Source organism: Streptococcus equinus (assembly GCF_049393735.1).
In the GTDB taxonomy this organism is placed as follows: Bacteria; Bacillota; Bacilli; order Lactobacillales; family Streptococcaceae; genus Streptococcus; species Streptococcus equinus_G.
In genome coordinates this window covers 517673-537738 of sequence record NZ_CP185946.1, presented here as the reverse complement: position 1 = coordinate 537738, position 20066 = coordinate 517673, and the positions used below count along the sequence as shown (strand labels likewise).

Annotated in this window: 17 protein-coding genes; 3 read left to right on the top strand and 14 right to left on the bottom strand. The window is 37.8% G+C overall.

Annotated features, from left to right (window positions below; genetic code table 11):
- Window positions 1–113: 113 nt before the first annotated feature.
- Complete coding sequence (gene argF / locus ACNTMY_RS02785; protein ID WP_423216562.1) at window positions 114–1088, bottom strand: ornithine carbamoyltransferase; 975 nt, start codon at window positions 1086–1088, stop codon at window positions 114–116.
- A 372-nt stretch (window positions 1089–1460) separates the two neighbouring features.
- Between argF and ACNTMY_RS02780 the strand changes: the two genes are divergently transcribed.
- The 3 genes from ACNTMY_RS02780 (at window position 1461) to ACNTMY_RS02770 (ending at window position 4742) form a co-directional block, all read left to right on the top strand.
- Window positions 1461–3746 carry an AAA family ATPase gene (locus ACNTMY_RS02780; RefSeq protein WP_423216561.1) on the top strand — a complete coding sequence of 762 codons (2286 nt, stop codon included), beginning with the start codon at window positions 1461–1463 and terminating at the stop codon, window positions 3744–3746.
- Window positions 3747–3920: 174 nt separating this feature from the next.
- Entirely contained in the window at window positions 3921–4367 is a 447-nt protein-coding gene (locus ACNTMY_RS02775; protein ID WP_423216560.1) for an NUDIX hydrolase, read from the top strand.
- Window positions 4368–4439: 72 nt separating this feature from the next.
- Window positions 4440–4742 (top strand): DUF1827 family protein, encoded by a 303-nt coding sequence (locus ACNTMY_RS02770; RefSeq protein WP_423216559.1) that lies wholly within the window; start codon window positions 4440–4442, stop codon window positions 4740–4742.
- An 88-nt stretch (window positions 4743–4830) separates the two neighbouring features.
- On the opposite strand, the gene ileS is transcribed toward ACNTMY_RS02770, so the two are convergent.
- The 13 genes from ileS to typA all read right to left on the bottom strand — a co-directional run bounded on the left by ileS (window position 4831) and on the right by typA (window position 20039).
- The gene (ileS, locus tag ACNTMY_RS02765) at window positions 4831–7629 is read right to left on the bottom strand and encodes an isoleucine--tRNA ligase (protein WP_423216558.1); all 2799 of its coding nucleotides are present in this window, start codon (window positions 7627–7629) and stop codon (window positions 4831–4833) included.
- 331 nt (window positions 7630–7960) lie between these two features.
- Window positions 7961–8725: a DivIVA domain-containing protein gene (locus tag ACNTMY_RS02760; protein ID WP_021141864.1), complete on the bottom strand. Its 765-nt coding sequence runs from the start codon at window positions 8723–8725 to the stop codon at window positions 7961–7963.
- Window positions 8726–8735: 10 nt separating this feature from the next.
- Window positions 8736–9521 carry an RNA-binding protein gene (locus ACNTMY_RS02755; RefSeq protein WP_423216557.1) on the bottom strand — a complete coding sequence of 262 codons (786 nt, stop codon included), beginning with the start codon at window positions 9519–9521 and terminating at the stop codon, window positions 8736–8738.
- The gene (locus ACNTMY_RS02750; RefSeq protein ID WP_423216556.1) at window positions 9518–9775 is read right to left on the bottom strand and encodes a YggT family protein; all 258 of its coding nucleotides are present in this window, start codon (window positions 9773–9775) and stop codon (window positions 9518–9520) included. The genes ACNTMY_RS02755 and ACNTMY_RS02750 overlap by 4 nt, the downstream gene beginning before the upstream one ends.
- Before the next feature lie 3 nt (window positions 9776–9778).
- On the bottom strand, window positions 9779–10384 hold the full coding sequence (locus ACNTMY_RS02745; RefSeq protein WP_423216555.1) for a cell division protein SepF: 606 nt from the start codon (window positions 10382–10384) through the stop codon (window positions 9779–9781).
- 12 nt (window positions 10385–10396) lie between these two features.
- Window positions 10397–11071, bottom strand: a complete 675-nt coding sequence (locus tag ACNTMY_RS02740) for a YggS family pyridoxal phosphate-dependent enzyme (RefSeq protein ID WP_423216554.1) — start codon at window positions 11069–11071, stop codon at window positions 10397–10399.
- Window positions 11071–12396 (bottom strand): cell division protein FtsZ, encoded by a 1326-nt coding sequence (gene ftsZ, locus ACNTMY_RS02735; RefSeq protein ID WP_024344231.1) that lies wholly within the window; start codon window positions 12394–12396, stop codon window positions 11071–11073. Before ftsZ ends, ACNTMY_RS02740 begins: the two co-directional genes overlap by 1 nt.
- A 20-nt stretch (window positions 12397–12416) precedes the next feature.
- A complete protein-coding gene (gene ftsA / locus ACNTMY_RS02730; protein ID WP_423216553.1) occupies window positions 12417–13784 on the bottom strand; it encodes a cell division protein FtsA in 1368 nt (455 codons plus the stop codon).
- Window positions 13785–13919: 135 nt separating this feature from the next.
- Window positions 13920–15146, bottom strand: a complete 1227-nt coding sequence (locus tag ACNTMY_RS02725; RefSeq protein WP_423216552.1) for a cell division protein FtsQ/DivIB — start codon at window positions 15144–15146, stop codon at window positions 13920–13922.
- Complete coding sequence (locus ACNTMY_RS02720; protein WP_423216551.1) at window positions 15147–16223, bottom strand: UDP-N-acetylglucosamine--N-acetylmuramyl-(pentapeptide) pyrophosphoryl-undecaprenol N-acetylglucosamine transferase; 1077 nt, start codon at window positions 16221–16223, stop codon at window positions 15147–15149.
- 2 nt (window positions 16224–16225) lie between these two features.
- Window positions 16226–17581: a UDP-N-acetylmuramoyl-L-alanine--D-glutamate ligase gene (murD, locus tag ACNTMY_RS02715; RefSeq protein ID WP_423216550.1), complete on the bottom strand. Its 1356-nt coding sequence runs from the start codon at window positions 17579–17581 to the stop codon at window positions 16226–16228.
- Between the two features lie 142 nt (window positions 17582–17723).
- The gene (locus ACNTMY_RS02710) at window positions 17724–17996 is read right to left on the bottom strand and encodes a DUF3165 family protein (RefSeq protein ID WP_423215294.1); all 273 of its coding nucleotides are present in this window, start codon (window positions 17994–17996) and stop codon (window positions 17724–17726) included.
- A 198-nt stretch (window positions 17997–18194) separates the two neighbouring features.
- Window positions 18195–20039, bottom strand: a complete 1845-nt coding sequence (gene typA, locus ACNTMY_RS02705) for a translational GTPase TypA (protein ID WP_004230714.1) — start codon at window positions 20037–20039, stop codon at window positions 18195–18197.
- Between the last annotated feature and the right edge of the window lie 27 nt (window positions 20040–20066).

The following is a 20066-nucleotide window of genomic DNA, read 5'->3' as shown; positions in this document are numbered from 1 at the left end:
CCTCTTCGTTTATTGTCTTATCTATTTTAACATAAATTCTACTAAACAAACAACAAAGGAGTGCATTTTCTCACATTTATAACAATTTCTTGTCAAATTCTAACGCTTTGCGTCTATTTAAATGAATTATAGATGATTGCTTTGATTGAATGCATACGATTTTCAGCTTCTCTAAAGATGACTGAACTGTATTTTTGAAAGACTTCATCAGTAATTTCTAACTCAGACAAACCATATTTTTCAAAGACTTCTTTTCCAATTTCAGTATTTAAATCATGAAAAGCTGGAAGGCAGTGCATAACAACCACATCAGGATTTTCTGTTTTTTCTACCAACTCGGCATTAATTTGATAAGGAAGTAAAAGATCGATACGTTCTTTAAAATCAACTTTCTCTCCCATTGAAACCCAAACGTCAGTATAAAGCATATCAACACCTTTGACAGCATCAAGATCGTCTGTAATCGTCAATTCTGCACCAGTATTATGCTGTTTTGCAAGCTCGACAATCTCAGCTTCCGGCTGCAAACTAGCTGGAGCAATAATTTTGACATTGACACCTAAAATAGCTGAGGTAACAAGCAAGGAATTCGCCATGTTATTACGTCCATCTCCAACATAAGCAATCGTAAGCCCTTCTAGCTTTCCAAAAACTTCTTTTAATGTCATAAAATCAGCAATCATCTGAGTTGGATGCCAAGTATCAGTCAAACCATTCCAGACAGGCACTCCTGAATATTCTGCCAAGGTTTCAACATCTTCTTGCTTAAACCCGCGGTACTCAATACCATCAAATATTGACCCTAGTACCTTTGCGGTATCAATGACTGATTCTTTTTTTCCAAGTTGAATTTCACTGCTACCAAGATAAGTCACATTCATTCCGAGGTCTTGCCCAGCCACTGTAAACGCAGAACGTGTTCGTGTGCTTGTTTTTTCAAAAATCAGAGCAATATTCAATCCTTCTAAATATTTATGAGGAATTTTTTCTTTTTTTAATGATTTAAATTTCAACCCTAAATTAATAAGATTAAGCAGCTCTTCCTTAGTAAAATCTATCTCTTTCAAAAATGAATCTTGGTATACCATACATCTTTCCACCTTTTTTATTTGAATAATATACCTAATTCTAGCATAATTATACACCTTGTCAAGTGATTTCTGAATAAAAATAAAATAATTATTCACCTTTGTGTCATTTATAATTGATATATCACATATAATTTACTATGCTAGTGATTGTTAATATGGAGAAAAAATGAACCGAGTCAAAGAATATCGTACCACATTAGGGCTTTCTCAGTTAGCCCTTAGGGATTAGCACTCTTTTTATAAGAGTGCTAATTTTTGATGCTTTTTACTTGATTTCCTAATCGCTAGTGCTATAATGTAAGTATGAAATCTGACTATCTTTGACCTTTAGGACATTAGTCAGACCATTACGAAAGGAGGGTATTTTATATGCTCTGTCAGAATTGTCATTTAAACGAATCAACAATTCACCTGTATACAAATGTTAATGGTCAGCAAAGACAAATTGATTTGTGCCAGAACTGCTATCAAATCATGAAAACTGACCCAAATAACGCTATCCTAGGAGGTTTGGGTGGAAATTCTCAACCAACCTCTAACGCAACTAATCAATCAACAAATCCTTTCGATGATTTCTTTAGCAATCTCGGTGGCTTCCCTGCATTTGGAGGTCAAGGATTTCAAAATACCCCTCCAACACAACCTGGTGGAGGAAATAATGGACGTGGTGGCAACGGAAATGGCAACTTCCGTCAAGGCGCTCAAGCTCAGCAACAAGAACCTAAAGGTTTGTTAGAAGAATTCGGTATCAACGTCACTGATATCGCACGACGTGGTGATATCGACCCTGTTGTGGGCCGTGATTCTGAAATCATTCGAGTTATCGAAATTCTTAACCGCCGTACAAAAAACAACCCAGTTTTGATTGGTGAACCTGGTGTTGGTAAAACAGCTGTTGTTGAAGGGCTCGCCCAAAAAATCGTTGATGGTAACGTTCCTCAAAAACTCCAAAACAAACAAGTCATTCGTCTCGATGTCGTAAGCCTTGTTCAAGGGACTGGTATCCGTGGACAATTTGAAGAACGCATGCAAAAACTCATGGAAGAAATCCGTGAACGCAAAGATGTAATTTTGTTTATCGATGAAATCCATGAAATTGTTGGTGCTGGTAATGCTGGCGACGGTAATATGGATGCTGGTAACATTTTAAAACCAGCTCTTGCACGTGGTGAATTACAATTAGTTGGTGCTACTACTCTTAACGAATACCGTATTATCGAAAAAGATGCAGCACTTGAACGTCGTATGCAACCTGTAAAAGTTGACGAACCAAGTGTTGAAGAAACTATTACAATTCTTCGTGGTATTCAAAAGAAATACGAAGACTATCACCATGTTAAATATAGCGATGATGCTATCGAAGCTGCTGCCAACCTCTCAAATCGCTACATCCAAGATCGTTTCCTTCCAGATAAGGCAATTGACTTGCTTGATGAAGCTGGTTCTAAGATGAACTTGACACTCAACTTTGTTGATCCAAAAGAGATTGACAAGCGTTTGATTCAAGCTGAAAATCTAAAAACACAAGCTACTCGCGATGAAGACTATGAACGCGCAGCTTATTTCCGTGATCAGATCGCAAAATACAAAGAAATGCAAAAACAAACGATTGACGAAGATGACATCCCAGTGATTACTGAAAAGACAATCGAAGCCATCGTTGAAGAAAAAACAAATATCCCTGTTGGCGATTTGAAAGAAAAAGAACAATCACAATTAATTCACCTTGCTGATGACTTGAAAGAACACGTTATCGGTCAAGATGAAGCCGTTGATAAGATTGCTAAAGCCATCCGTCGTAACCGTGTTGGACTTGGTACACCAAATCGACCAATTGGTTCATTCCTCTTTGTCGGACCAACTGGTGTTGGTAAAACAGAGCTCTCAAAACAACTAGCAATTGAACTCTTTGGCTCAGCTGACAGCATGATTCGCTTTGACATGTCTGAATACATGGAAAAACACGCTGTCGCTAAACTTGTCGGAGCTCCTCCGGGATATGTTGGTTACGAAGAAGCCGGTCAATTAACTGAAAAAGTTCGTCGTAATCCATACTCACTCATTCTTCTTGATGAAGTTGAAAAAGCACACCCTGACGTTATGCACATGTTCTTGCAAGTGCTTGACGATGGTCGTTTGACTGACGGTCAAGGTCGTACAGTAAGCTTTAAAGATACTATTATCATCATGACTTCAAATGCTGGCACTGGTAAAGCTGAAGCTTCTGTTGGTTTTGGTGCTGCTCGTGAAGGTCGAACTAATTCTGTTCTTGGTCAACTTGGAGATTTCTTCAGCCCAGAATTTATGAACCGTTTTGACGGTATTATCGAATTCAAAGCCCTCAGCAAGGACAATCTTCTTCAAATCGTAAACATCATGCTTGATGATGTTAATAAACGTTTAGCTACAAATGATATTCATCTTGATGTTACTGATAAGGTTAAAGAAAAACTTGTTGATCTTGGATATGATCCTAAGATGGGAGCAAGACCACTTCGTCGAACTATTCAAGATTATATTGAAGATGCTATCACTGACTTTTATCTCGAACACCCAACCGAAAAAGATTTGAAAGCTGTGATGACAAGTAATGGCAAGATTATCATTAAATCAGCTAAAAAAGTTGAAACCGAAGAAGCTGTTTCAGCAGAATAATAATGAGTCTAGAAAGTAAAAACTTTCTAGACTTTTTTGCCGCTTCAAAATCAAAATATTCCGACAATTTTCTAGCAAAAGAAAGAAAATTTTAGTATAATAAATCTAATAGGCTAAAAAGATAACGCTAACAAAAACTTGTTACCTCCGTTATTTCTGTCAGAGGAGAATATTATGACAAACCCAACTTTTGGTGAAAAACTTGACAACGTTGACTACAAAGCACGTTATGGAGTGTATGCAGTCATCCCAAATGCTACTAAGGATCAGATTATTTTAGTCCAAGCCCCAAACGGCTCATGGTTTCTTCCAGGCGGCGAAATCGAAGCTGGTGAAGATCATTTTTCAGCTTTAAAACGCGAGCTCATCGAAGAACTAGGATTTTCAGCTGAACTTGGTTATTATTACGGACAAGCTGATGAATACTTCTACTCTCGCCACCGTGATACTTATTTTTATAATCCAGCTTATATCTACGAAGTAACTCACTACGAACAACTTGGAGCTCCGCTTGAAGACTTTAACAACCTTGCTTGGTTCCCAATTGATGAGGCTATTTTAAAATTAAAACGTGGTAGCCACAAGTGGGGTGTTGTTGCTTGGAAAAAAAATCATCATTAATCTCTCATATTATAAGTTTTTCGCCCAAAATAGTGTTATAATAATGATAGAAAAGTCCATAGGAGGAAATTTATGAGGTTAATCAACACAACAAGTAGTCATTCAGAGTTGGTCCGCAATCAGCTTCGCAATACGGACGCAAAACTCGTTGAAACATACTCAGCAGGAAATACTGATGTGGTTTTCACACAAGCACCTAGTCACTACGAGCTGTTGATTTCAAACAAGTATCGTGCTATTAAAGACAGTGAAATCGAAGCCATCCGAGAATTTTTCCTCAAGCGCAAAATTGACAAGTCAACCGTTCAATTAGATCAATTGAAAACACTACATACTTCAAATCTAATTGAAATTTCCTTCCCAACAGCTCTTTAATCAGGTTTTTCTAACCTGATTTTTTATTTTCATAAAACAAAAAAAACGAACTCAAATTGAGTTCGTTTTTCTGATAACTATAATGTTATTATTTTGCTTTTACTTCAAAACCTTCTGCTACTGCTTCTGGGAAGTTAGCTTCAACGATTTCAGCACAGTGATCACAAACTGTAACACCGTATGAACGTTCTTTAGATGTTGAGTCTACGCGACGGCAACGATCACAAACTTCACCTTCAGCGTGAGCAACTGTAAATGCAACACCATCAAAGGCAATAGCATCTGCTGGAGCAGCTTCATCAGTAACTGTCAATTGTGATACGATAAGCAATTGAGCAATATCACTATCAAGGGCAGCAAGAAGAGTTTTAACTTCTTCACCAGCATAGATAGTCAAGTGAGCTTCCAATGATTTACCGATAACTTTAGCGTTACGAGCTTCTTCCAAAGCTTTTTGAGCTTGGTTACGAAGTGTCATGAAGGCATCCCATTCTTCAAGAATGTTTTCTTGACCTTCGAAGACTTCAGCATCTGGTAATTCAGACAATTGAACGAATTCTTCTGGTTCGAATTCAAGGTATGACCAGATTTCTTCAGCAGTGTGAGGAAGAATTGGTGTCAACAATTTAGTGATTTTAACCAAAATGTCGTAGAAGACTGTTTGCATTTGACGACGAGCAATGTTATCTGCTGCTTCAATGTAAACAACATCTTTGGCAAAATCAAGGTAGAAGGCTGACAAATCAACTGTGATGAAGTTAACAACAGCTTTGTAAATTGTCATGAAGTCATAGTCTTCATAAGCTTTACGGATTGTTGCTACCAATTGGTTGAATTTAACAGTCATGTATTTGTCAACTGAACGCAAGTCTTCGTAAGCTACCGCATCTGTATTTGGATTGAAGTCAGTTGTGTTAGCAATCAAGAAACGAAGTGTGTTACGGATTTTACGATAAGTTTCAGAAACTTGACCAAGAATTTCCATAGAAACACGTACGTCAGCATCTGTATCTACTGAAGCAACCCACAAACGAAGAATTTCAGCACCGTATTGTTTAGCAACGTCGTTTGGTGAAATGATGTTACCTTTAGATTTAGACATTTTTTCACCTTTACCGTCAAGAACGAATCCTTGAGAAAGGACTGCTTTATATGGAGCATGTCCATTAACGGCAACAGATGTAATCAATGATGAGTTGAACCAACCACGGTATTGGTCAGAACCTTCAAGGTAAAGGTCAGCTGGATATTCCAAACCTTCGCGAGCGTTCATAACACCATTCCATGAAGAACCTGAATCGAACCATACGTCCATGATATCAGTTTCTTTAGTGAATTCACCATTTGGTGAACCTGGGTGTGTGAATCCTTCTGGAAGAAGGTCTTTAGCATCACGTTCCCACCATACGATTGAACCAAATTCTTCAAACAAGTCAGCAACGTGGTCAGTTACTTCTTTTGTCATGATAGCTGTACCATCTTCAGCGTAGAAGATTGGAAGTGGAACACCCCACGCACGTTGACGTGAGATAACCCAGTCACCACGGTCACGAATCATGTTGTAAAGACGAGTGCGACCCCATTCTGGATAGAATGTTGTGCGGTCAATTTCATCAAGAATATCTTGACGGAATTTAGAAACAGATGCAAACCATTGTGGTACTGCACGCCAGATGATAGGTTTTTTAGTACGCCAGTCAAATGGGTATGAGTGAGTGATAACTTCGCTAGCAAGCAAAAGATCACCAAGTTTTTCTTTAACAGTTGGAACAACTTTATCGTAGAATTGGCCTTGGAATTCAGGGCCAGCATTTTCCATCATGATACCACGTTCGTCAACTGTAACAGCAACTTCAAGGTTGTATTTAACACCAACATTGTAGTCATCTTCACCAAAACCAGGAGCAGTGTGGACAACACCAGTACCTGAGTCAAGTGTGACGTGGTCACCAAGGATAACAAGTTCGTCTACTTCTGTATCCCATGGGTGTTCAGTAACAATGTATTCAAGTTCAGTACCTTTGTGTTTTGCAAGAACTTCAAATGATTCCCAACCAAATTTTCCAGCAAGGCTATCAAGAAGTGCTTCTGCAACAACAAATTTACGGTTATCGTTAGCAGGTTTTACAACAACATAATCCATATCAGGACCAACTGTCAAACCACGTGAAGCTGTTACTGTAAATGGAGTTGTTGTCCAAACAACGATGTAAGTATCAGTATCAAGAACACCTTTACCATCTTTAACTTTGTTAGCGTAGTAAAGTGATGTTGAGTCAATATCGTGATATTCAATTTCAGCTTCTGCAAGAGCAGATTCTGATGACCATGACCAGTAAACTGGTTTAGCACCACGGTAGATGTAACCTTTATCAGCCATCGCACCAAATACACGAATTTGAGCTGCTTCATACGCAGGAATAAGAGTCACGTATGGATTTTCCCAGTCAGCAGATACACCAAGACGTTTGAAATCTTCACGTTGTTTATCTACTTGGCTAAGTGCGTATTCGCGGCACATTGCAAGGTATTCAGTCAACGGAATTTCTTTACGTTTTACACCTTTTTTAGCCAAAACTTGTTCAATTGGAAGTCCATGTGTGTCCCAACCAGGAATATAAGGAGCACGGAAACCAGACATTGATTTAGAACGCACAATAATATCTTTAGAAATTTTATTCATGGCGTGACCAACGTGGATGTTTCCGTTAGCGTATGGAGGTCCATCGTGGAGGTTGAATGAAGGTTTACCTTCGTTTAATTGTTGACGTTTTGCGTAGATGTCAGCTTCTTCCCATTCTTTTTGCCATTTAGGCTCTTTGTTTGGGAGTCCAGCACGCATTGGAAAAGCAGTTTTTCCAAGATTAAGCGTTTCTTTTAATTTCATGACTACTCCTTATAATAAATAATATTCAACTGTCAAAGGATCGTTAACCAACGACAGAAAAATGACAATGTTTCTCAGGTGATAAAACAAAAGAGCCTTCGTCTCAATAAGGACGAAAGCTCGTGGTACCACCTTAGTTTAGAAATTTAGACACACCAAATAATGGAGTGAAAATCTAAATTTCCCTCTTTAAACCCGTAAGGTGAGTTTGTCCCTTTTATCTTACTCAATTCAGATAAAATCTTAGAAAAGGATAACTGATATCCCAGAGATTGCTGGCCTCGCACCATCGCCTGCTCGCTGTAAATGTAGAATATCAATCGCGTTTTTCTTATTCTTCAATATTTAATTTAAATGTTTGAGTTTCGTTAAGATTGATGTCGTCTGCCTCGCTATCATCAATTACTGGAAGTTTTTGTGTTTCTTCAAGGTGTTTGTTCCCTGCTTCAACACGACGTTGCAATTCTTCCATTTCTTCTGGAGTAAATTGACGAGTAGCATCCATTGACATTTCATCGTCAGTTTCAGGCATTTCTTCTTCCAAAACTTTTTCAACAACTTCACGGAAAGCTGCATCAGAATTTTGAAGGTAAACTGCAGTTGGTTGCAACAATTCTGTCCATTCTGGTGAATTTGTCAAACCAAGTTGACCTTCGATAGCAGCAACCAAACGTTGGTGGAAGACACGTGTTTGACGTTTCAAGTCTTCAGTTTCAACTGCAACACGTTTAGCTTCATCAGTTGCATCACGCAAAATTTGATTAGCTTTTGATTTAGCTTCATCAATAAGATGTTGTGCATCGTAGTTTGCTTTGCTAACAAGGTTAGCAGCTTCATCGTTAGCTGAAGTTTTTACTTTTTCAGCAGTTTCTTGAGCAAGGATAACAGATTGGCTCAAAGATTCTTTCATTTCATCGAAGTAAGCAAGTTTATCTTCTAAGTCTTTAATTCTGTTTTCTTGTTCATGATTACGACGAACCAAGTCTTCGTAGTCTTCTACAACGATATCAAGAAATTCGTTAACTTCTTCTTCGTCATATCCACGAAATTTTAGTTTAAATGTTTTATCTTTAATATCAAGTGCTGTGAGTGCCATTGATTTCTCCTTATTTATGTATCATCTTATCTACGGTCAATTTGAATTTTCCATTTTTAGTAAGCCCATTCTCGCTCAAAATAGAAAATCGACCAAATCCTCTAACACTAATCAAATCTCCAACCTGAAGTATTTCCGAAGGCCTATCAATCGACTGATAGTTGAGTTTTACTTTTTCAGCGTTTACTAACTGAATAGCTTGACTTCTAGAAAGCTTTAACACTGTTGCTAAAACCTTATCCAATCGCATACTTGAAACCATAATATCTAATTGTTGCGATTCCTTTTCACCAACAATTAAATCATCAAGTGAAATCTCCTTTAAGCTTACGCTAGCTTTAGCTATCTTAGTAACATTGGCTCTAAAATAATCAACCATATTTCTAGTCACTAATAACTGAGCATATCCAGATTCAACCAAAATATCACCGATGATATGTCGCTTAATTCCAAGTCTATTGAGCAAAGTTCCCATTATTTGAGCATGAGTTAATTGATTGAACTTTGAATTGTACTTCACTTCTAGCAAAGCCAAGTCAAAGTCATCAAGATTAAGCTCATAATAATCAGGTGCAACTAGTAGTCGTGCATACTCCGCTGGATAATAATCACTTGAAACAAAGTAACTCAAGCCCCTATTACCAAGAACGCTTCTAGCAATCTCAACCTGTCGAGGATTTAAAAAATCTGTTAATGAGTAAGCGTATGTTTCTTCGACGCGCTGAGCGATATCATCAATTTTCTCAATGAAATCATACTCATCTGGCCTAAAGTGCTGATAAATATCTTTTTTCATCCGAGTAAAAGCATTACGAGCAATCGACTTAGCATATTCAAGGCAATAAACACAGCCCAAATCGTAAAATCAAGTCCCATAAATTGTAGATTTAAACGTCGAAATGGTTTAACTATTGGATCAACAATTTGGACCAATAAGCGACCTAAACCAGTATCATACGCACCTGGAAACCAAGATAGCAGCGCATACGCAATTAGCAGATAAGAGTAAAATTGAATGGTTTTTAATAGTACAATTAATACAAAAATCATATATTAGCGTCTCTTCATGTCAAAGTCAAAACCAACATCTTGTCCCGCATTTGGGATAGGAAGTTCTTCAAGATTGACAATGACATTTGATGGTGTCAATAAATACATTGAGCTGCCAACTTTTTGAAGACTTCCATAAAGAACTTTACTTGCACCATCAATAAAATCTAAACAACGACGAGCTTGTGCATCAAGCATATATTGAAAATCAATTAGAACACATTCGTTAACAATCAACAAATCAACAATTTCTTGAGCATCCTCATATTTACGAGGATATTTCAAAGCAATTGTTGTAGTTGCTTGACTGTTACGAGCTTGTAATTGCTCTTCACGACGTTGATTTAAATGAGCGTGCTGATTTTCATCAAAAGCACGTCGAGGTTGAGACTGTACACGTTGACGTGCTGCAGCAGATTGAGACTGTTGAGTACGGATAGATGAAACTGGTTGTGACTCAACTCGTCTTTGTGCTGGCTGCGGTTTAACCTCTACTTTTGGTTGAACACGAGGCTGTTGCACATCGTCTTCAACTGTTTCTTCAACATCACTTACCTCATCAGTATCGAAATAAGAGATTAGTTTGTCAAATTTATCTTTAAATGCCATGTTTTTCTCCCATTACTTAAAGAATGATGAACCAATTCGAACAAAGGTTGCTCCATTGCGAATCGCAATTGGAAAGTCTCCGCTCATCCCCATACTCAATTCAGTAAAAGGCATATGAGGTAAGTGTCGTTTTTGTAATTCTTGTCTCAATTGGTCAGCTTTTCTAAAAATGTCATCAATTTCACTCTCAGAAGCATTTTTAGGAGCCATCGTCATCAATCCAACAATTTCTACTTTATCAAAGTTAGAGATTTGCTCTAAAGCCTCATCAATCTCAGAGACTTTAAAGCCATGTTTACTCTCTTCCTCAGAAATATTAATCTGCAAGAAGCATTTAATGGGATGTTCTGCTCGTTTCTGAATTTCAGCTGCTAACTTAACAGAATCTAAGGCATGGAAATAATCGACATAGTTAATAACATTTTTAACTTTGCGTCGCTGAAGTGTCCCAATCAGATGCCACGTTAAATTCTTATCTTTAAGTGCCTCGTATTTATCCAAAAACATATCGACCCTATTTTCACCAATATGTTCAATACCTGTGTCAATAAGACGAGCAGCAACACCACTATCAACATACTTCGTCACAGCAATAACTTTGACACTTTCTTGTGAACGATTGGCTGCTTTAGTTGCATTAGCAACCTGTTCAAAAACAAGGTCCTTATTCTTTTGAAAATCGGTCATTAACGATTTTTGAAGAATGGTGGTGTTTCAAGTTCATCATCAGCATCTTCATTTGCTGTAAATGTTGACATTGTTAATTTGCTATCTAATTCACCTTCTGTTGGGCGTGCGATGTTGTCGCGACGAAGATCCCAGTTTCCAAATGAATTTTCTTTTTGTTGTGATTGGTTAGCGGGTTGTTGTGGAGTTGGCATTGCATGATTTTCACTCATATCGTAGTCAAAGTTTGAACGACGTTCAAATGCTGCTTGGCTAGGTTGTTGTGAACGTTCTGATGCATATTGTGCTCCTGCTGCTTGTTGTGCATTATTATTTGTAAATGAACGAGTAGTTGGTTGAGTACGGAAACCAGCAACTTGTTCTGCACGATCTTGATGAACACCTGTAGCAACAACTGTTACACGGATTTCATCTTTCATTGTGTCATCAATAGATGTACCAAGCCAGATGTTAACACCTTTACCAGCTGCTTGACTGATGATTTCAGAAGCTTCTTCTGCTTCAGTAAGAGTCATGTCAAGACCACCTGTTACGTTAACGATAACATCTTCAGCACCATCGATTGTAGTTTCAAGAAGTGGTGAGAAGATTGCTTTGCGAGCAGCTTCAGTGATGCGTTCTTCACCAGTACCGATACCGATACCCATAAGAGCGTTACCTTTATTAGCCATAACTGTTTTAACATCGGCAAAGTCAAGGTTGATAAGACCAGGATTTGTAATCAAATCAGTGATACCTTGAACACCTTGACGAAGAACGTTATCTGCTTCGCTAAGAGCTTCAAGAAGTGGAGTTTTCTTATCAACAATTTCAAGAAGGTTGTTGTTTGAGATGATAAGCAATGTATCAACTTGTTCACGAAGTTCTTGAATACCTTCTGCAGCAAAGTTGCTACGTTTGTTACCTTCAAAACCAAATGGACGTGTTACAACTGCAACTGTAAGAGCACCTAGGCTTTTAGCAATGCGCGCAATAACTGGTGCAGCACCTGTACCAGATCCTCCACCCATACCAGCAGTAATGAAGACCATATCAGCTCCTGTAAGAGCTTCTGTCAATACTTCTTCGCTTTCTTCAGCAGCTTTACGACCAACCTCAGGTTGTCCTCCAGCACCAAGTCCACGAGTCAATTTAGGGCCTAACTGGATAACAGTTTCAGCTTTTGATGAGCTCAAAGCTTGGATATCTGTGTTTGCTGCGATAAATTCAACACCAGCAACTCCTTCATCAATCATGCGGTTGATGGCGTTACCTCCGCCACCACCGACACCAATAACTTTAATAACTGCACCTTGTACAGATGCTGTGTCAAATGAAAATGCCATTTTTATTCCTCACTTATTGTTTAGTCAAACATACTTCCAAAAATACCACGTACACGTTCGCTCAATTTTGATTTTGGCTCTTCGTGTCTTTGAGCAGGTTGAACTGGAGCTGGCTGCGGAACCATGTTTTCGTTAGCAGTTACAGCTGGTTCATTGTTATAAACTACTCGTGGTTGAACTTGTGGTTGTGGTTCAAAATCAACAGGTTTACGACGAAGTAACTCTTCACCAGAAACCGCACGTTGAGCGATAACATCAACTTCACTCATTGTACCAACGTATTCAACTAGGCTAATAACGTTAGCAAACATTGGGTTACGGATTCCGACTTGATTTGGAACATGTAATTTAACAGTTGTTCCAAAGATTTCTTGAGCAACTTCAACAACACCTGGCATGATTGCTCCACCACCAACAAGAATAATTCCTCCTGGCAAGTCAAGTAAACGACCACGTTCTAAATCTTGTTTTACACGATCCAAAATGTGACGAACTCGTGCAGAAATAATCTCTGACAAGTAACGTTCACTAACTGAAATTGGAGACTCGCTTCCTACAACATCAACTTGAACAGTTTCTGAAGTACTTGCTTCTTCTAAGTTTGCTTGACCAAAATTAAATTTGAGTGCTTCAGCAATTTCCATAGAAGTTTTCAAGACTTTTGAAATGTCCTTAGTAACGTATTCGCCACCTTCAGGGTAGATATTTGTGTATTGCAATTCTTGGGCACGCATTGACGCAACGGTAGTTTGACCACCACCCATATCAATCACTGTAGCACCGAACTCACGTTCACCTTCGTTAAGAACTGATTTTGTCAAAGCAAGAGGTGAAATAATTACATTTTCAACGCTGATGCCTGCACGCTCAACAGTTTTACGAAGATTATGAAGAATTGTAGTTGGGCCAGTATAAATCAAGCCACGCATCTCTAGACGAATTCCCATCATACCACGTGGATCACGAATTCCTTGGAAACCATCAACAATAAATTCTTCTGGGATCAAAGAAATAACTTCACGTTCTGGAGTGATGCTTTTTGTTAAGGCTGATTTAACAACACTGTCAACATCTTCATCTTTGATTTCTTTTGATTCACTAGGAACAGGAATCATACCTTGAGTTGGTTCGATTTGAAGGAGATTAGCAGGAAGGCCAACATTAATCTTATCAATTGTCATTCCAGCTTTTTCTTCTGCTTGTTCAACCGCTTTTTTGATTGATTCTGCAGCTGCTTCAATATCTATAATAATACCGTCTTTTACTCCCGTGCTGGGAACGTTACTCACACCAATCACGTTCATTTCACCAGAAACAAATTCGGCTACTAGAACTTTTATCGAGCTTGTTCCAATATCTAATCCTGTAAAAAAGCCATTTCTAGCCATTCACTCGACCTCACTATCTTTCCAATCATTTACTAATCTAAAATCTGCATAAAATCAGAATTATTCAGAGAATATTATATCATAAAAAAACGTAAAATGTTATCATTTTACGTTTTTTGTTATTGAAACTTAATTTTATTGTTGACCATATTGTTCTTCAGCGACAACATTGTTCGTTTGTTCTGTTGTTCCTGATTCTGTTAGTTGATTTTCAGCACCTTCAGCTTCAGATGATTCAGTAGAAACATTAGTGTCACCAGACTCAGTTTGAGACTCTTCACCACTTTCAGATTCGGCTGATTCTTTATTTTCAGCTTGCTCTTTTGCCTTTTCTTTATCTTCTGCAACTGATGCTTCAATTGATTCAGATGTTGTAAAAATACCAACTTCCATATCAACAATACTGTTTTCAGGTAGGCTACCCTTTATTTTCAAATAATAAGGCAACTTCTTAGTTATCTCAGATAATGGCACACGAACAACATTGCCGTCATGCATCTCGATTTTTAATAAATCTGAAGTTGTTGGTGAGTCCGCTGAACTAATAATTTGAATCTGATTAACCAAATCCTTATCTAATTTTGAGAATGCTTTGATAAGTGTTTTAATATCTTTTTCAGATGACAAATTAATAGTCAAGAAACTATCTGGCAACTCAGATGCGCCGACAACATTTAGTCGTGTCCCATTTTCAAGAATTGGCTGATAACCGTCATCTGTCTGGGCATAGGCTACAATATTGTATTCTTTGACAACAATGTCAAATTTATTCGGAAAACGATATTTTAAACTAGCACTTTTTACAAGCTTGTTTTTGCTAATAATATTCTTTTCATAAGTTGAATGATGCAAAATCATAGAAAAGACATAATCAGAAGCTTTAATACCCGAATCTTTAATTACTTCGTCCTGACTTGCGACAGAAACACCTGAAACAGTGACTACTTTTCTCTTACTAAATGGAGTTACTAAAAAGATTGAAATCAGAAGAACTAACCCTGAAGTAATCAAAATTGGAAGCGCATGATGAATCGCTTTTTGAAGAGGTGTTTTTTCTTTTTTAGCTTCAAGTTTTTGTAACTTCTTAGCTTCTTTTTCTTTTTTAGCCTCTTCTTTTTTGGCTTCTTTTGCTTTTTTCTTTTCTTCAGCAGTTAATTTCTTATCAGTCTTACCTTCCTCAGCAGCTTCCTCTTTTTTGTGAGTTCTTTCTAAACGTAATTTTTCTTGACGTTTTTTCTTTTCAACTTTTTCAGCTTCTTTTTTCTTCAAAAACTCAATATTACGTTTTTGCCACTCAGTCATCACTGATTTCTTTTCTGATTTATCTTTTTGACTTTTTTGTGACTTTTTCTTTTTTGTCATTTAAATTCCTTTTGCAGTCTTAGAAATATCGTGCTTAAGCAGATCATAAAATTCTTCTTGTGACTTGATTTCAGTGGAATTTTTCATTTGTTCATGATAGCTATTTTCTTGATTAAAGAGCTGTGTCAATTCTTCTTGCAAGTGAGCAAAAGTAAGCTTATCCTCAGAGAGTTGGCGAGCATAGCCTTTTTTCTCAAAGTAAGCTGCATTTTCCAATTGGTCACCACGACTTGCTTCTTTTCCAAGAGGCACAATCAAATGCAATTTATCCATAGCAACTAATTCAAAAATAGTATTTGAACCACCACGTGTCACAACAGCATCTGCCATATCCATCAAAGGCTGATAAAGGTCTGTGACATAATCAACTCGATAGAGATTTTGACTCAATCCATTTAAGCTTTTATCTCCTGAAATATTGATTACATTATAATGCTCAGTTAATTCAGGTGTGTTTGTAATAAAGTCGTTGAAGACACGAGCACCAGCTGAACCACCGATAAAGAGAAGAGTCTTCAAATCAGGGTTAAAGTGCTTTTTAACATCTTCAATCTGGCTTTCATCGTATGCTACTTTACTGCCAACTTTTGTGATTGCTCCAACATGTTTTGCTTTTGTCAAACCATGAGCTTGTTCAAATGTAGTATACATCGTTGTTGCAAATTTGTAAGCAATCTTATTGGCAAGTCCCATTGATAGGTCAGATTCATGAACAAAAACAGGAACACCTAATGTCTTAGCAGCAATTACCGGTGGCACAGACACAAACCCACCTTTTGAAAAGAGTGCTTGTGGGCGAATCTTCGCAATGATTGCGATAGATTGCAAAATACCAAATGAAACTTTGAAGACATCAAGCATATTTTGCCATGAGAAATAGCGTCTTAGTTTTCCTGTTGCAATTGAATGGAAAGTAACATCTAAGCCTGACTTTTCAATCTGTTCGTGTTCGATTCCATGTTTATCACCAATGTAGTGAACTTCCCAGCCATCTTTGATGAATTTTGGAATCAGAATAAGGTTTAAGGTCACATGACCAACAGTACCTCCACCAGTGAAGACAATTTTTTTAGTCATGCTTATTCTCCTTTAATAGCTTCAAATGTTGCGATGAATTCATCACCACGAACTTCAAAGCTCTTATACATATCCCAACTTGCATTTGCAGGGCTCAAAAGAACAACTTCGCCTGCTTCTGCTTTACTGTATGCGATGCGCGCTGCATCAGCAACATCTTTGGCATCAACATATGGTACATTTGCTTTGTCAGCTGCACGTTTAACTCGCGGAGCTGATTCTCCAAGAATGACCATCAATTTAACACCTGTAATATCAGGAACAAGTTCATCAAATTCGTTACCACGGTCAAGACCACCAGCAATCAAGATAACTTTAGAATTATCAAATCCTGATAGAGCTTTTTGTGTTGCTAAAATGTTAGTTGATTTAGAGTCATTGTAGAATTTAACGCCATTAACTTCACCAAGAGCTTGAAGACGGTGTTTAACACCACCGAAATGAGCCAATGTTTCTTTAATTGCTTCATTTGCAATTCCAGATAACTTCGCCACAGCAATTGTTGCCAAAGCATTCTCAACATTGTGACTTCCAGGCACACCAATTTCAGATGCTTTCATGATTGCTTCACCTTTGAAGTACAATGTATCTCCATCAAGATAAGCACCATCAACTTTTTCTGTTGTAGAAAATGGTACAACTTGTGCTGCCGTTTTTTCAGCTAATTCTTTTGCTAAATCTTGGTTGAAATTAAGAACGATAAAATCATCTGCTGTCATATTTTTTTGGATATTCCACTTAGCCGCAACATAGTTTTCAAATGTCCCATGATAATCAATATGAGTTGGCATAAGGTTTGTGATAACAGCAATGTGTGGGTGGAAAGTATTTGTTCCCATCAATTGGAATGATGATAATTCCATAACCAATGTGTCTTTATTAGTTGCAGTTTGTGCAACTTCTGAAGCAGGAAAACCAATATTTCCTGAAAGAAGACCTGATTGACCACCGTTATTAAGTGTTTCAGCAATCATTGTTGTCGTAGTTGTTTTACCGTTTGATCCTGTAATTCCAATAATTGGAGCATCAGAAATCATATAAGCCAATTCAACTTCAGTAATAACAGGAATATTTTTTTCGATAGCACGTGCTACCATTGGATTGTCATAACGAATACCAGGATTTTTTACCATTAACTCGAAGTTTTCATCCAAAAGTTCCAATGGGTGGCTACCGCAGACAACTTTGATACCTTCTTCAAGAAGAGATTGTGCAGCTGGATTTTCATCAAAAGGTTTACCATCGTTAACAGTGACGATTGCACCTAATTTTTCAAGGAGACGTGCTGCAGCTTCTCCAGATTTTGCTAAACCAAGAACTAAGACTTTTTTATTTTCAAATGTTTCAATTTTTTTCATGATATATCCATTCTAACATTGCAAATATAATATTATTCTACCTTTATTTAAAGCGTTTTTCAATCATTCTATGGCATTTAAGACAATCTTAATGTCGCAATGTCTGATAGAGTGTTTATGACAAAAAAAGCTGAGTAAATACTCAGCCTCTGTCGCTATATTGCTCTTCTTCATTTTTCTTAACTGGTAAGCGATAAACATCTCTTAATGCGAAAAATCCCAAGGCAACCATAGCAAGTGCAAGAAAGATTTCTGGTGGAGATTGCATGATTTTAATAAAGCTCATCCCTGCCAATACAAGTAATAAAGCAATTAATCCTACAAACCCAATCATTCCTAGCGTATTACGAATTGTTTTAGGAGCCATGAAAACATAGTATGAAACAATTAAGATTGCAATAATTAAATAAAACATTTCATGATTCCTTTCTACAATTCTTTTATCAGTTTTAGAGTCTGGGAGAATAGTACCCAGCTCTTTGTTTACATAGTTATTATATAGTTGAGTGGGTTCTAATACGCTGATAAATCAGGTTTTACAACCCTACTCAACCTTGCAGGGTGAAACGACGAAATCGAATTTCTTCGAAATTACCGATTTCTGTCCCACTCCCTACTCTTCAGATGATTTTTTCTTTTTAGCCGCTTTAGCACGCAAGTTTTTATCAAGGATTTGTTTACGCAAGCGGATTGATTCTGGTGTTACTTCCATGTATTCATCATCGTTCAAGAATTCAAGTGATTCTTCAAGAGTCAAGATACGTGGAGTTTTGATAACTGCAGTTTGGTCTTTAGTAGCTGAACGAACGTTAGTCATTTGTTTAGCTTTAGTGATGTTAACTGTCAAGTCATTTTCACGTGAGTTTTCACCGATAATCATACCTTCGTATACTTCAGTACCTGGGTTAACGAAGATTGTACCACGTTCTTCAACAGACATGATTGAGTATGTTGTTGCTTTACCAGTATCGATAGATACAAGGGCACCACGACGACGTCCACCGATTTCAGCGTTGATAACTGGCATGTATTGGTCGAATGTGTGGTTCATGATACCGTAACCGTGAGTCATTGAAAGGAACTCAGTTGGGTAACCGATAAGTCCACGAGCTGGTGCCAAGAAGACAAGACGTGTTTGACCGTTACCAGTTGATTGCATATCAATCATTTCACCTTTACGTTCTGACAATGATTGGATAACTGAACCTTGGTATTCTTCTGGTGTATCGATTTGAACACGTTCGAATGGTTCGCATTTCACGCCATCAATTTCTTTGATGATAACTTCTGGACGTGATACTTGAAGTTCGTATCCTTCACGACGCATTGTTTCGATAAGGATTGACAAGTGCAATTCACCACGACCTGATACAGTCCATTTATCTGGTGAGTCAGTTGCTTCAACACGAAGTGACACGTCAGTTTGAAGTTCAGCAAGCAAACGTTCTTCAACTTTACGAGATGTTACGTATTTACCTTCACGACCTGCAAATGGTGAGTTATTTGCCAAGAATGTCATTTGAAGAGTTGGTTCATCAATGTGAAGAATTGGAAGTGGTTCAACACAATCAGTTGGAGTGATTGTTTCACCAACGAAGATATCTTCCATACCTGAGATGGCAATCAAATCACCAGCTTTTGCTTCTTGGATTTCACGACGTTCAAGTCCGAAGAAACCAAATAGTTTTGTAACGCGGAAGTTTTTAGTTGAACCATCAAGTTTTGAAAGTGTAACTTGGTCACCAACTTTAACAGTACCACGGAAGATACGTCCGATACCGATACGTCCAACGAAATCGTTGTAATCAAGAAGTGACACTTGGAATTGAAGTGGTTCTTCTGAGTTATCAACTGGAGCTGGAATGTGGTCAATGATTGTATCAAAGACTGGAGCCATTGTGTGTTCTTGATCAGCTGGATCATCAGAAAGTGATGATGTACCGTTGATAGCTGATGCGTAAACAACTGGGAATTCTAATTGATCATCATCGGCACCAAGTTCGATGAAAAGTTCAAGAACTTCGTCAACAACTTCTGCTGGACGAGCTGATGGTTTATCAATTTTGTTAACAACAACGATAGGTGTCAAGTTTTGTTCAAGAGCTTTTTTCAACACGAAACGTGTTTGAGGCATAGTACCTTCGTAAGCATCGACAACAAGAACAACACCATCAACCATTTTCATGATACGTTCAACTTCTCCACCGAAGTCCGCGTGTCCTGGTGTGTCCATGATATTGATACGAACACCGTTGTAAGCAACGGCAGTGTTTTTAGCAAGGATTGTAATACCACGTTCTTTTTCAAGATCGTTTGAGTCCATTGCACGTTCTTGCAATTCTTTACGTTCGTCAAGTGTGTGTGATTGTTTCAACAATTCATCAACAAGGGTAGTTTTCCCGTGGTCAACGTGGGCGATGATAGCCACGTTACGAATATCTTCTCTTAATTTAGTCATGATTCCTCGATTTATTTTTTAAATTTA

Coding starts and splice junctions, on each gene's coding strand:
- argF (WP_423216562.1), bottom strand. CDS start 1,088: ATGGTATACCAAGATTCATTTTTGAAAGAGATAGATTTTACTAAGGAA.
- ACNTMY_RS02780 (WP_423216561.1), top strand. CDS start 1,461: ATGCTCTGTCAGAATTGTCATTTAAACGAATCAACAATTCACCTGTAT.
- ACNTMY_RS02775 (WP_423216560.1), top strand. CDS start 3,921: ATGACAAACCCAACTTTTGGTGAAAAACTTGACAACGTTGACTACAAA.
- ACNTMY_RS02770 (WP_423216559.1), top strand. CDS start 4,440: ATGAGGTTAATCAACACAACAAGTAGTCATTCAGAGTTGGTCCGCAAT.
- ileS (WP_423216558.1), bottom strand. CDS start 7,629: ATGAAATTAAAAGAAACGCTTAATCTTGGAAAAACTGCTTTTCCAATG.
- ACNTMY_RS02760 (WP_021141864.1), bottom strand. CDS start 8,725: ATGGCACTCACAGCACTTGATATTAAAGATAAAACATTTAAACTAAAA.
- ACNTMY_RS02755 (WP_423216557.1), bottom strand. CDS start 9,521: ATGAAAAAAGATATTTATCAGCACTTTAGGCCAGATGAGTATGATTTC.
- ACNTMY_RS02750 (WP_423216556.1), bottom strand. CDS start 9,775: ATGATTTTTGTATTAATTGTACTATTAAAAACCATTCAATTTTACTCT.
- ACNTMY_RS02745 (WP_423216555.1), bottom strand. CDS start 10,384: ATGGCATTTAAAGATAAATTTGACAAACTAATCTCTTATTTCGATACT.
- ACNTMY_RS02740 (WP_423216554.1), bottom strand. CDS start 11,071: ATGACCGATTTTCAAAAGAATAAGGACCTTGTTTTTGAACAGGTTGCT.
- ftsZ (WP_024344231.1), bottom strand. CDS start 12,396: ATGGCATTTTCATTTGACACAGCATCTGTACAAGGTGCAGTTATTAAA.
- ftsA (WP_423216553.1), bottom strand. CDS start 13,784: ATGGCTAGAAATGGCTTTTTTACAGGATTAGATATTGGAACAAGCTCG.
- ACNTMY_RS02725 (WP_423216552.1), bottom strand. CDS start 15,146: ATGACAAAAAAGAAAAAGTCACAAAAAAGTCAAAAAGATAAATCAGAA.
- ACNTMY_RS02720 (WP_423216551.1), bottom strand. CDS start 16,223: ATGACTAAAAAAATTGTCTTCACTGGTGGAGGTACTGTTGGTCATGTG.
- murD (WP_423216550.1), bottom strand. CDS start 17,581: ATGAAAAAAATTGAAACATTTGAAAATAAAAAAGTCTTAGTTCTTGGT.
- ACNTMY_RS02710 (WP_423215294.1), bottom strand. CDS start 17,996: ATGTTTTATTTAATTATTGCAATCTTAATTGTTTCATACTATGTTTTC.
- typA (WP_004230714.1), bottom strand. CDS start 20,039: ATGACTAAATTAAGAGAAGATATTCGTAACGTGGCTATCATCGCCCAC.